The sequence below is a fragment of the Microbacterium suaedae genome, from assembly GCF_003254645.1.
GTDB classification, from domain to species: domain Bacteria; phylum Actinomycetota; class Actinomycetes; order Actinomycetales; family Microbacteriaceae; genus Microbacterium; species Microbacterium suaedae.
The window spans coordinates 17443-29290 of the sequence record NZ_PNFD01000005.1 but is presented as its reverse complement, the minus strand read 5'-3'; the positions used below and the strand labels follow the sequence as shown (position 1 = coordinate 29290).

At 69.0% G+C, this 11848-nt stretch carries 14 protein-coding genes; 10 read left to right on the top strand and 4 right to left on the bottom strand.

The genetic code is table 11. The features are described from left to right. Position 1 precedes the first annotated feature (1 nt). The gene (locus C0012_RS14105; RefSeq protein WP_110590355.1) at positions 2-1987 is read right to left on the bottom strand and encodes a S9 family peptidase; all 1986 of its coding nucleotides are present in this window, start codon (positions 1985-1987) and stop codon (positions 2-4) included. 148 nt (positions 1988-2135) lie between these two features. Beyond that, complete coding sequence (gene lexA / locus C0012_RS14100) at positions 2136-2819, bottom strand: transcriptional repressor LexA (RefSeq protein WP_110590356.1); 684 nt, start codon at positions 2817-2819, stop codon at positions 2136-2138. Positions 2820-3018: 199 nt separating this feature from the next. Between lexA and C0012_RS14095 the strand changes: the two genes are divergently transcribed. The 6 genes from C0012_RS14095 (at position 3019) to C0012_RS14070 (ending at position 7439) form a co-directional block, all read left to right on the top strand. Next, positions 3019-3390, top strand: coding sequence for a LysM peptidoglycan-binding domain-containing protein (locus C0012_RS14095; RefSeq protein WP_110590357.1), 372 nt, complete (start codon positions 3019-3021; stop codon positions 3388-3390). Positions 3391-3418: 28 nt separating this feature from the next. After that, positions 3419-4501 (top strand): histidinol-phosphate transaminase, encoded by a 1083-nt coding sequence (locus tag C0012_RS14090; RefSeq protein ID WP_110590358.1) that lies wholly within the window; start codon positions 3419-3421, stop codon positions 4499-4501. Between the two features lie 26 nt (positions 4502-4527). Further along, entirely contained in the window at positions 4528-5133 is a 606-nt protein-coding gene (gene hisB / locus C0012_RS14085) for an imidazoleglycerol-phosphate dehydratase HisB (RefSeq protein WP_110590359.1), read from the top strand. Further along, entirely contained in the window at positions 5133-5774 is a 642-nt protein-coding gene (gene hisH, locus C0012_RS14080) for an imidazole glycerol phosphate synthase subunit HisH (RefSeq protein WP_110590360.1), read from the top strand. The genes hisB and hisH overlap by 1 nt, the downstream gene beginning before the upstream one ends. 104 nt (positions 5775-5878) lie before the next feature. Continuing rightward, positions 5879-6625, top strand: coding sequence for a bifunctional 1-(5-phosphoribosyl)-5-((5-phosphoribosylamino)methylideneamino)imidazole-4-carboxamide isomerase/phosphoribosylanthranilate isomerase PriA (priA, locus tag C0012_RS14075; protein WP_110590361.1), 747 nt, complete (start codon positions 5879-5881; stop codon positions 6623-6625). Further along, positions 6609-7439, top strand: a complete 831-nt coding sequence (locus C0012_RS14070; protein WP_110590362.1) for an SseB family protein — start codon at positions 6609-6611, stop codon at positions 7437-7439. Before priA ends, C0012_RS14070 begins: the two co-directional genes overlap by 17 nt. Before the next feature lie 105 nt (positions 7440-7544). Here C0012_RS14070 and C0012_RS14065 read toward each other — a convergent pair whose 3' ends face one another. Both C0012_RS14065 and C0012_RS14060 read right to left on the bottom strand, forming a co-directional pair. Continuing rightward, a complete protein-coding gene (locus C0012_RS14065) occupies positions 7545-8717 on the bottom strand; it encodes an endo-1,4-beta-xylanase (protein WP_110590363.1) in 1173 nt (390 codons plus the stop codon). A 211-nt stretch (positions 8718-8928) separates the two neighbouring features. Beyond that, positions 8929-9351, bottom strand: a complete 423-nt coding sequence (locus C0012_RS14060) for a DUF1844 domain-containing protein (protein ID WP_110590364.1) — start codon at positions 9349-9351, stop codon at positions 8929-8931. Positions 9352-9571: 220 nt separating this feature from the next. On the opposite strand from C0012_RS14060, the gene infC reads away from it, so the two are divergent. The 4 genes from infC to C0012_RS14040 all read left to right on the top strand — a co-directional run bounded on the left by infC (position 9572) and on the right by C0012_RS14040 (position 11832). Next, complete coding sequence (gene infC / locus C0012_RS14055; RefSeq protein WP_232527951.1) at positions 9572-10234, top strand: translation initiation factor IF-3; 663 nt, start codon at positions 9572-9574, stop codon at positions 10232-10234. Positions 10235-10318: 84 nt separating this feature from the next. Continuing rightward, complete coding sequence (gene rpmI, locus C0012_RS14050; RefSeq protein WP_110590365.1) at positions 10319-10513, top strand: 50S ribosomal protein L35; 195 nt, start codon at positions 10319-10321, stop codon at positions 10511-10513. Between the two features lie 31 nt (positions 10514-10544). After that, on the top strand, positions 10545-10928 hold the full coding sequence (gene rplT / locus C0012_RS14045) for a 50S ribosomal protein L20 (protein WP_110590366.1): 384 nt from the start codon (positions 10545-10547) through the stop codon (positions 10926-10928). Between the two features lie 85 nt (positions 10929-11013). Continuing rightward, the gene (locus C0012_RS14040) at positions 11014-11832 is read left to right on the top strand and encodes a TrmH family RNA methyltransferase (RefSeq protein ID WP_110590367.1); all 819 of its coding nucleotides are present in this window, start codon (positions 11014-11016) and stop codon (positions 11830-11832) included. Positions 11833-11848: the final 16 nt, after the last annotated feature.

Here is an 11848-nt window from a genome sequence, read left to right as displayed (position 1 = left end):
GTCAGTCGAGGGGGAGCGGGGCCACACCCGGCGGATCGAAGCCGAGCACCTGCCCGAGGAAGGCGAGCTCGCTCGCGAAGCAGCGCACGATCGTCTCGGCCTGCCGGAATCCGTGTCCCTCGCCCTCGAACAGCAGATAGGCGTGCGGAACGCTGTTGGCAGCGAGGGCGTCGCGTAGCGCTTCGGACTGGGAAGGCGGCACGACCGGATCTTCGGTGCCCTGCAGGATGAGCAGGGGGGTCGTGAGGCTCTCGGGGCGCGAGAGCGGCGAGCGCTCGATGTAGTCGGCCTCGGTCTCGGGCAGCGGCCCGACGAGTCCGTCGAGGTAGCGTGCCTCGAAGTCGTGGGTCTCGGCCAGCAGCATGCGCAGATCTGCGACGCCGTATCGGCTGACGCCGGCCGAGAATACGTCGGTGTCGGCGAGGGCGCACAGCACGGTCCAGCCGCCCGCGGATCCGCCCTTGATCGCGAGGCGCGCGGGGTCTGCGAGGCCGGCGTCGACGAGGCCGCGCGCGGCCGCGGCGACGTCCTGCACATCCGCGATGCCCCATCCGCCTGCGAGTCGCTCGCGGTAGGCGCGTCCGTAGCCTGACGAGCCGCCGTAGTTGACGTCGAGCACGCCGATGCCGCGGCTCGTGAAGAACGCCGCGTTCTGGGACAGGTCGCCGGTCACGTGTCCCGTCGGGCCGCCGTGGACGAGCACGACGACGGGCGGCAGCTCGCCTTCGGGGCCCGTGAAGTCGGGGTGGGACGGTGCGTAGTAGAACGCGTGGACGGGGCCGAGCGGGCCGGGGAAGGTCATGGGGGAGGCCGCCTGCCGCTCGGCGAGGACGGGATCCACCTCGCCACCCCGCAGGGGTGTGAGCGACCTTGCCGACACGTCGAGCTCCCACAGTCCGCCGGGCACGGTCGCCCCCGCGCCCGTGAGCAGAACCCGTCGCCCGCGGACGTCCTGCACCTGCACATCGCCCGTCAGTGGCGTCTCGAGCTCGGTCACGCTGCCCGAGACGGGATCGACGAGCATCAGCCGCGAGCGGCCGTCGGTCACGACCGCAACGACGTTTCCGTCTTCGAGGGGCGCATACCAGCGGGAACCAAGGCTCCACAGCGGGCCACCGGTGTCGCCGGCGGCGACGTAGACGGGTGAGGGTGAAGCGCAGGCGAGGCCGTCGTCGAAACGGATGACGTAGAGGTTCCAGCGCGCACCGCGCGTGCCGTCTGTCCGGCTCGCGGCCGTGGGCGGATCCTGCGTGAACAGCAGCTCGTCGTCGCCCGTCCACTCGGGCTGCAGCGCGGCGACGTTCTCGCCGCCCGCCGCCTCGCGCCCTCCCGCGACGCGTACCCAGCTCGTCACAGCCCCGTCCTCGCCCAGCGTTCCGACGCGCAGCTCCGCGGCGTCCCACGGCATATCGGGGTGGTCCCACGCGATCCAAGCAATGCGGCCGGCTCGCGGCGCGGGGAAGGCGACGAAATCGCTGCTGCCGACGACGACCGTCGTCGCATCCGGATCCGCCGCGCCGGATCCGTCGAGACGGATCCGCACGATCTCCCGCCGCGGGGTCCGCCGGGGCTGCTCGTGGGTCTCGCGCACGGCCCACAGCGCGTCCTCTGCCCACACGAGATCGCCGTGTGCGAGGCGCGCGTCATCGGGAGTCAGCGGGGTGGGCGGGGTGCCCGGCGCGGCGAGGTACACGCGCTGATCGGCCTGGTGTACGAACGCGAAGCGCTCGCCGCCCACGGGTGTCCACGCGCCCCCTCCGTACTCGTGCACGCGGGAGCGGGCGCTCCACGGCGCCGGGAGAACGGGTCCCGTGCTCCCCGAACGCAGGATGGCGGTTCGGCCCTTCTCCGCGGGGACCGACTCGGCCCACCACACCTCGTCGCCGACATAGCGCGAGCGACCGAGCCGCAGTGATCCGGTGGGCATGTCCTCGGGGCGGATCGGCGACGGCCAGGTCCCGTAGGCGAGCTGCTGAGGCTGGGGCATGCCTCCCACGCTATGGCACGCGAACGCCTGTCGGCACCTGAGCGAATGCGACGCGGCGATTCGGCCGAGCCGGATCTGCATCGGTGCCGCGGCGTGCGAAAGGGGCGGGAGTCGCGTACGGTTCCCGCCCCTCCTTCGCTGCGGTCGATCAGACCGCGCGCATGACCGCGACGATCCGGCCGAGGACGACCGCCTCGTCACCGAGGATCGGCTCGAATGCCGAGTTGCGCGGCAGCAGCCAGACGTGTCCGTCGCGTCGGCGGAATGTCTTCACGGTCGCCTCGCCGTCGAGCATCGCGGCGACGATCTCGCCGTTCTCGGCGTCGCTCTGCGCGCGGACGACGACCCAGTCGCCGTCGCAGATCGCGGCGTCGATCATCGAATCGCCCGACACCTTCAGCATGAACAGCTCGCCGCCGCCAACGAGCTGACGGGGGAGCGGGAAGACTTCCTCAACCTGCTGCTCGGCGGTGATGGGCGTGCCCGCGGCGATCCGGCCGACGAGCGGCACCATCGCGGCATCGCCGACGGCGGGCGCCGTGTCAGCCGGGCTCTCGGTCGACGTGCCGGGCAGGTCGACGAGCACCTCCATCGCGCGCGTCTTTCCCGGGTCGCGACGCAGGTAGCCGCTCAGCTCGAGCTGGCCGAGCTGGTGAGTCACGCTCGAGAGCGACTTGAGGCCGACGGCGTCGCCGATCTCGCGCATGCTCGGCGGGTACCCGTTCATGTGGATCGAGCGCTGAATCACCTCGAGGATCGCGAGCTGCTTCTCGCTGAGGTTCTTGCGGCGGCGGCCCCGGGGGCGGTCCTGCGGCTTGTCGTCGGCGCTCATCCGCGGCTCCTCTTCGAATGTCAGTGGTCGCTGGTGGGGTGGTCTGCGTCACGAGGAACGCTACCGGATTCGGGGTGATCTTCGGGATCTTTGTTCGAGTGTGTCGTGTGCGATTCCCCGAAGAACTTCGAAGAAGGGGTTGACGCGTTCGAATATTCGAAGATAAGTTCGGTACATCGATACGAGAGAAGGTCTTCAGATGAGCACGGTCACCCTTGCGGCCCCCGCCTCGCACATCACGACCAAGCGCACGAGACTGCGCATCACGCGCCGCGGTCGTCGCGTTCTCGCCTCTTTCGCGGCTGTCCCCGTCGTTGCGGCGCTCGGCGTCGCGATCCTGGGGGGCGGCGCGGCGCTTGGCTCCAACGAGGAGGGCGCGCCCGCCGGCACGTTCGCCACCGTCACCGTGATGCCCGGCGACTCGCTCTGGTCGATCGCGCAGCGCGTTGCGCCACAGGAAGATCCGCGTGACGTCGTCGCCGCGATCGTCTCGCTGAACCAGCTGCAGGGATCGCTCGTGGCGGCAGGGCAGTCGATCTCGCTGCCGGCCGAGTACTCGAACGCGCGCTGATGAGGGCGTCGGTCGTAGCATTGACTTCGTGACGGTGACACTCGACGACCTTCCCCTCCGCGACGATCTGCGCGGGCAGAAGCCCTACGGGGCGCCCCAAGCACCCCTGCCCATCGCCCTCAACGTCAACGAGAACACGCATCCGATCCCGCCCGACGTCGCCGATGACATCGCGGAGTCGGTCGCGAAGGCCGTCGCGGGGCTCAACCGTTACCCGGACCGCGAGTTCACTGAGCTGCGCGAGGCCTTCGCGTCGTACCTCGGCCACGGCATCGAGCCCGAGCAGGTGTGGGCCGCGAACGGGTCGAACGAGGTGTTGCAGCACCTCCTGCAGGCCTTTGCAGGCCCCGGGCGTACTGCGTTCGGCTTCGCTCCGACCTACTCGATGTATTCACTTCTCGTGCGAGGCGTCGGCTCCGAATGGATCGCCGGCACGCGCGGGCCACGCTTCGAGGTTACGGCCGACGACGCGGCGCGGCAGGTGCGGGATGCCGATCCTGACGTGGTTTTCCTGTGCGCGCCGAACAACCCCACGGGCACACCCCTGTCGATCGATGTCATCGAGAGCGTCTATGAGGCGAGCCGGGGCATCGTCATCGTCGACGAGGCCTATTTCGAGTTCGCCCCCGACGACGCCACGTCGGCCCTGGCGCTCCTGCCCGGGCGCGAGCGTCTCGTGGTCTCACGCACCATGAGCAAGGCGTTCGCGTTCGCGGGTGCGCGCGTCGGGTATCTCGCCGCCGACCCGGCAGTCATCGACGCTTTACGGCTCGTGCGGCTGCCCTACCACCTCAGCGCCGTCACGCAGGCGGCCGCGACGGCGGCGCTGCGCCACAGCGACGAGATGCTCCGCACGGTCGACGACATCATCGTCCAGCGTGATCGCATCTCCGCGACACTCGAGGCGCTCGGATACGACCCCTACCCGTCGTGGAGCAACTTCGTGCTGTTCGGTGGCGTCGACGACCCACACGAGACGTGGCGCCGGCTTTACGACCGCGGCGTTCTCGTGCGCGAGATCGGCATTCCGGGACACCTGCGCGTCTCGGCCGGCACCGCCGACGAGACGACAACCTTCCTCGACGCTCTCGCGAGCATCCGCGACGCGTGAGGTCTGCAGACGAATAGGATCGAGGCATGACGAACGCCCGCACCGCGCGTCGCACGCGCACCACGAGTGAGTCCTCGATCGAACTCGAGCTCGACCTCGACGGAACCGGCCAGAGCAGCATCGACACCTCGGTGCCGTTCTTCGACCACATGCTGACGGCGTTCGCAAAGCACTCGCTGACCGATCTGCGCGTGAAGGCCACGGGCGACACTCACATCGATGTGCACCACACTGTCGAGGACACGGCGATCGTGCTCGGCGACGCGATCCGCGAGGCGCTCGGCGACAAGGTGGGCATCTCACGCTACGGAGATGCCCTCGTGCCGCTCGATGAGGCGCTCGCACAGGCTGTTGTCGACATCTCCGGCCGCCCCTTCCTCGTGCACACCGGAGAACCGGCCGGCTTCGAGATGCACCTCATCGGCGGACACTTCACGGGATCGATGGTGCGGCACACGCTCGAGGCCCTCGCGTTCCACGCCGGCCTCACGGTTCACGTCCGAGTGCTCGGCGGCCGCGATCCGCACCACATCGCCGAGGCCGAGTACAAGGCGCTCGCGCGCGCCTTCCGTCAGGCGAAGGCGCTCGATCCCCTCGTCCAGGGGGTTCCGTCCACCAAGGGCGCGCTCTGATGGCCGGTGCCCCGGTCGTCGCCGTCCTCGACTACGGCTCGGGGAACGTCCACTCAGCAGTGAAGGCGCTCGAAGAGGCCGGCGCCGATGTGCGCCTCACCCGTGACCGCGGGCTGGTGGCCGACGCCGATGGACTGCTCGTTCCGGGCGTCGGAGCCTTCAGCGCGGTCATGGATCAGCTGAACGCGATCCGCGGAGGCGAGCTCATCGGTCGCCGTCTCTCCGGCGGACGCCCCGTGCTCGGCATCTGCGTCGGCATGCAGGTGCTCTTCGAGCGCGGCATCGAGCGCGGGGTCGACACGGAAGGGCTCGGCGAGTGGCCGGGCGCCGTCACCAGGCTCGAAGCGCCCGTGGTGCCGCACATGGGCTGGAGCACCGTCGAGGCGGGAGAGGGATCCCGCCTCTTCGCGGGCCTCGAGGAGGAGCGGTTCTACTTTGTGCACTCGTATGCCGCGCAGGCGTGGGAGCTCGAAGTGATTCCGCCCTTCCCGCAGCCCGCCGTCACGTGGGCGACCCACGGGGGACGCTTCCTTGCGGCCGTCGAGAACGGGCCTCTTTCCGCGACGCAGTTCCACCCGGAGAAGTCCGGTGAGGCCGGTATCGCGCTCCTGCGCAACTGGCTCGGGACGCTGCGCGACTGATCCGCGCGGGCCGCTTTCGCGCGCCGATTGGATCCTGCGCACGGAGAGGTCTAACGTGGACGCTTGTGCGTCACGCGGGAGGGTCCCGCGGCTATCGAGGAGAGATGAACGATTTCGCGTCCACACCAGGACTGATCCTTCTTCCCGCCGTGGACGTCGCTGGCGGCAAGGCCGTGCGACTGACCCAGGGCGAGGCCGGATCCGAGACGAACTACGGCGATCCCTTCGAGGCGGCTGAGCAGTGGCGCGACCAGGGGGCCGAATGGCTGCACCTGGTCGACCTCGATGCCGCCTTCGGGCGCGGCAGCAATACGCCGATCCTGCGCAAGGTCATCAAGCACATGAAGGGCGTGAACGTCGAGATCTCGGGCGGCATCCGTGACGATGCCTCGCTTGAGGCCGCCCTCGCATCGGGCGCCGAGCGGGTGAATCTCGGCACGGCGGCCCTCGAGAACCCCGACTGGACCGAGGCGGTCATCGCGCGATATGGCGAGGCGATCGCCGTCGGGCTCGACGTGCGCGGCACGACGCTCGCAGCCCGCGGGTGGACGAAGGAGGGCGGCGACCTCTGGGAGGTCCTCGACCGTCTCGAGCGCGCGAACTGCGCCCGCTACGTCGTCACGGATGTGACGAAGGACGGCACGCTCAAGGGGCCGAACATCGACCTTCTGCGCCAGATGACCCAGCACACGGACAAGCCGATCGTGGCGTCGGGCGGGATCTCGAATCTCGACGACATCGCCGCGCTGAGGGATCTCGTTCCCGACGGCATCGAGGGCGCCATCGTGGGCAAGGCCCTGTACTCGGGGGCGTTCACGCTCGCCGAGGCACTGGATGTCGCGGCCGTCTGACGCGGATGGCGGGGGAGCGGACTCCGCTCTCCCGGACCACCTCGCGCATCTCGCGGGGAACCTCGGCGACTCGGCGGGTCAGCCGTGGCAGGGGCGCACCTTCCAGGAGAATCCCGCGGCCGGCGATGACGGATCCGCGGATCCCCGCCTCTGGGACGAGTTGACGCGCTTTCGCGCGGGGGAGGGATCCGTCGAGGGCGTCGTCGACGCGCTGCGGCAGGCCAGACTGCTCGTGCCCCTCGTCGCCGAGAAGGGCGACGAGGGTGTCGGTCCGACGGGGCTCGCCGTCGACAAGACGCAGGAACTGTCGATCGTTACGGTGAAGGCGCCGGACGGGCGAACCGTCCTGCCGGTGTTCACGTGCGTTGACACGATGCGCGCGTGGAATGCCGATGCGCGGCCGATTCCCGTCGCGAGCACGCGGGCCGCGCTGGCGGCGGCGGGCGAGGACACGGATCTCGTCGTCGTCGACCCGACGAGCCACACGGAGTTCGTGGTGCGTCGACCGGCCATCTGGGCGATCGCTCAATCGCAGCCCTGGACCCCGGCCGTGCGCAACCCTGAGGTGGCGCAGGCGTTCGCCGCGTCGATCGGCTCCGAACTCGCCGTGCATGATCTGCAGATCTCGGACGGCGATCCCGAGGCGCGCCTTCGGGGGCCCGAGGTCGTCGTGACGCTGACGCTCATGCAGGGCCTGGATCGCGCGGAGCTCGACACCGTGCTGCAGCGGCTCGCACGCCGGTGGTCGGCCGACGACCGCATCGCCGTGCTCGTCGACTCGATGACTGTCGCGCTCGAGGCGAGCGCCGACTGACGCGCCCCGACCCTGGCGCCGATCCGCGAGCGAGCACCCTTCCCGCGACGGAGCATCGGTCCGATGCTCTGTGACGAGAAGGATGCTCGCTCGCGGGAGTGGGGGTCAGGCCGCGCGGCAGTCGGCGTAGGCCGGGTGGTGCTGCGCGCGGGCCGCGCCGCCGGGCTGGGCGCTCAGCAGAGTCGACTGCAGGACGCAGTACGCCGACTTGCGTTCGAGATCGTCCGTCCACGGAGTCGCCGAGCCCTGCCCGGGGAACGTGTTCGGCACCCACGAGTATCGGTCAGACGCGCCCCAGAGTGTGAAGGATCCGCAGCTGGCCTCCTCGAGGCACGACGTCAGCACGAACTCGAAGAACTCGTCCTGCTTGGCGACCTGCGCGGGCGTCGGCTCGGCGCCGTCGGGCAGTTCCATGCGGACGTCGAGCTCGGTGATGGCGGTCTCGAGACCGAGCTCGCCGAAACGCGCGAGGTTGTCGGGGAGGCTCGGGTCGTAGCCGTACATCGTGCCGAGGTGCGACTGCAGGCCCATGCCGCCGACGGGAACACCATCCGCGAGCAGATCCTGGACGAGTGCGTAGTACGCGTCGGCCTTCGCGTTGAGTCCCTCGACGTTGTAGTCGTTGAAGAACAGCACGGCCTCGGGGTCGGCTTCGTGCGCCCACCGGAACGCGTCCGCGATGATCGAGGGGCCGAGCTCGCGGATCCAGATGTTCTCCGTGTCGCGCAGATTGCCGGACTCGTCGAAGATCTCGTTCGCGACCTCCCAGTGCGCGACGCGGCCCGCGTAGCGGCCGACGACGGTGGTGATGTGCTCGTGCAGGATGTCGCGCAGCTCGGCGTCGGAGAAGTCTCCCTCCTCGAGCCAGGCGGGATTCTGGCTGTGCCAGAGGAGCGTGTGGCCGCGCACGACCTGTCCGTTCTCCTCCGCGAAGTTGACGATGTCGTCGGCGTCGGCGAAGGCGAACTCCTCGCGGGAGGGCCGGAGATGATCCCACTTCATCTGATTCTCGGGCGTGAGCGAGGTGAACTCCGTCGCGAGCAGGGAGCGGTATGGCTCGTCGGACGTGAACGGATCCGGGTACTCGGCATCCGCGTGGTGGCCGCCGCCCGCGGCCGCTCCGCCGATGTGCAGCCCCTTCGGAGCGGAGCGGGCGAGCGTGTCCTTCGCGTCGATGCCCGGGGCGCCCCCTGGCGCCGCCGCGGCGGCGCCGGCTCCGGAAAATAGGGCGAGGGCGGTGGCCCCGGCCGCGAGCATGCGGAGAGTGCGTGTGCGCATAGTCGACCTTTCGTCTGCCGACGTCGGCGTCGGCGGGTGATCGGGAGAGGGTTCGGCGATGAACCCGTATGTTGTTTAAGTCAACAAATGCAATGTATAACGTTATCGACGGCACGGCAAGGGTGCCCATACGCGAGCGAGCACCCTTCCAGTGACGGGGCATCGGGTCCGATGCCCTGTGGTGAGAAGGGTGCTCGCTCGCGGGTTCGGGTCAGATGACCGGGCCTGTGAACTTCTCGCCCGGACCCTTGCCGGGCGCATCGGGGATCGTCGAGATCTCGCGGAAGCGGAGCTGCAGGGACCGCAGTCCGTCGCGGATCGGTCGCGCGTGCATGTCGCTGATCTCGGGGGCGGCGGCAGTCACAAGCCCGGCAAGCGCATTGATGAGCTTGCGGGCCTCATCGAGGTCGAGCAGTCCCTCCGCTTCGGGCTCCTCGCCCAGGCCGAGCTTGACGGCGGCGGCGCTCATCAGGTGCACGCAGGACGAGGCGATGACCTCGACCGCGGCGACGTCGGCTATGTCCCGTGCCGCATCCGTCGCGGCCGATGCGCTCGCCTGATCCTCCCAGCGGGCCAGGCGTTCGGCATCGAAAGAGTGGGTGTGTGTGGCCTGATCGCCGCGAGTGGTGCTCATGAACTGCTTTCTGGTAGACTGCTCCGGGCTCCGGAACCATGTTCCGGACGAAAGAGGATCCTCATCCCACCCGCGCTTGCCGTTCCAGGCTACCGGGTCACATGACACTCCGTCCGCCGTGAGGCGGATTGGGGCGGCGCGAACCGGCGTCGTCCGCAGGGTGGATGGTGTGCGCGAACTGTCACGCGTCGCACGGGTGGATGGTGATTTTCTCCCGCCCGTGGCGCGAACCTCGCATCACGGTGGCTCATCGACTACCGAACCCGAGGAGTTCCGCATCAGCGATCCCCGCATCAACGAGCGCATTCGCGTTCCCGAGGTCCGACTCATCGGCCCGGGCGGCGAACAGATCGGCGTCGTCCGCAGCGAGGTGGCTCTTCGCCTCGCACAGGAGGCCGACCTCGACCTCGTCGAGGTGGCTCCCGACTCGCGTCCTCCCGTAGCCAAGATCATGGATTACGGGAAGTTCAAGTACGAGACCGCGCAGAAGGCTAAGGAAGCACGTCGTAACCAGGCCAATACGGTCCTCAAGGAAGTCCGCTTCCGTCTGAAGATCGACCAGCACGACTACGACACGAAGCGCAAGCGCGCCGAGGGCTTCCTTAAGGCCGGCGACAAGGTCAAGGCCATGATCCTGTTCCGTGGCCGCGAACAGCAGCGCCCGGAGATGGGCGTGCGCCTCCTGATGAAGTTCGCCGAAGAGGTGTCCGACCTCGGCACGGTCGAGTCGCGACCCAAGATCGACGGTCGCAACATGGTCATGATCATCGCGCCGGTCAAGAACAAGTCCGAGGCGAAGGCCGAGCAGAACGCGCAGCGTGCGGCGAACAAGAAGGCGGCTCGCGATGCGAAGCACGCCGGCAAGGCTCCCGCGGGCGAGTAGTCACCCCGAATGTCTTCCCGCCGAAAGGCGGGCAGCACCCACGTCGCCCGTCACGGGCGCACACGTCAAGGAAAGTCACGAACAATGCCGAAGCAGAAGACCCACTCGGGCGCCAAGAAGCGCTTCAAGATCACCGGCAGCGGCAAGCTCAAGAAGCAGCAGTCGGGCATGCGCCACAACCTTGAGCACATGTCGACCCGCCGCAAGCGTCGTCTGAACCAGGACCAGCTGGTCTCGGGCAACGACGTCAAGACGGTCAAGAAGCTCCTCGGTCGCTGAGCGACCCGCAATCGGTTAAGGAAACTCACTCATGGCAAGAGTCAAGCGCGCAGTCAACGCGCAGAAGAAGCGTCGCGTCACCCTTGAGCGCGCCTCGGGCTACCGCGGCCAGCGTTCGCGCCTGTACCGCAAGGCGAAGGAGCAGGTCACTCACTCGCTCGTCTACGCGTACCGCGACCGTCGCAAGCGCAAGGGCGACTTCCGTCGCCTGTGGATCCAGCGCATCAACGCCGGCGCCCGCGCCAACGGCCTGACCTACAACCGCTTCATCCAGGGTCTGAACCTGGCCGGCGTGCAGGTCGACCGTCGCATGCTCGCGGAGCTCGCGGTGAACGAGCCCGCAACGTTCGCGAAGCTCGTCGAGGTCGCCAAGGGCGCGCTGCCCGGCGACGTCAACGCCGCGAAGGCCGCGTAAGCAGGCGCGTCTTCCGGAGAGAGGGGCACCCCGCACGGGGTGCCCCTCTTCGTGTCTCGGCCGGCCGGATCCCTAGACTTGGCGCATGCTCGAGAATCCCCGCGCCGACCGCGTCCGTTCGATCCGCAAGCTCGGGCAGCGAAACGCCCGCCGCGAGACGGGGCGCTTCCTGCTCGAAGGGCCGCAGGCCGTGCGTGAGGCGCTCACGTCTCGCCCCGACATCGTCGAACAGCTGTACGCGACGCCGACGGGCCTCGAGAAGCACGGCGATATCCGCGCGCTCATCGACGATGCGCAGCGGGAGAACCCCGATCTCGTGTGGGACTACGCGGACGAGGACGTCGTCGCCGCGATGGCCGACACTGTCACCCCGCAGGGCTTCGTCGCGGTTGCGCGGCAGAATCCGACGGCCCTGAAGGACATCGTCGCGAACGAGCCGAAGCTCGTCGTGATCTGCGAGGAGGTCCGCGACCCGGGCAACCTCGGCACGATCCTCCGGGCCGCCGATGCGGCGGGTGCCGACGCCGTCGTCCTCACCGGACGCACGGTCGACCCGTTCAATCCGAAGGTCGTGCGATCGACGACGGGGTCGATGTTCCATGTGCCCTTCGCGGTCGACGCCGACCTGGCCGATGTGACCGGTCGTCTGCGCGGTGCCGGTCTCCAGGTGATCGCCGCCGACGTGAAGGGCGAGGATCTTCTCGGTGTGCGCGCCGAGGGGGCGCTCGAGAATCCGACCGCCTGGGTGTTCGGAAACGAGGCGCGCGGTCTCACGGATGATTCCCTGGCACTGTGCGATCGCTCGCTGCGTCTGCCGATCTACGGGCACGCGGAGTCGCTCAACCTCGCGACCGCCGCGAGCGTCTGCCTTTACGAGACCGCGTTCGCGCAGCGATCCGTCTGAGCGGGCGGCGACGCGA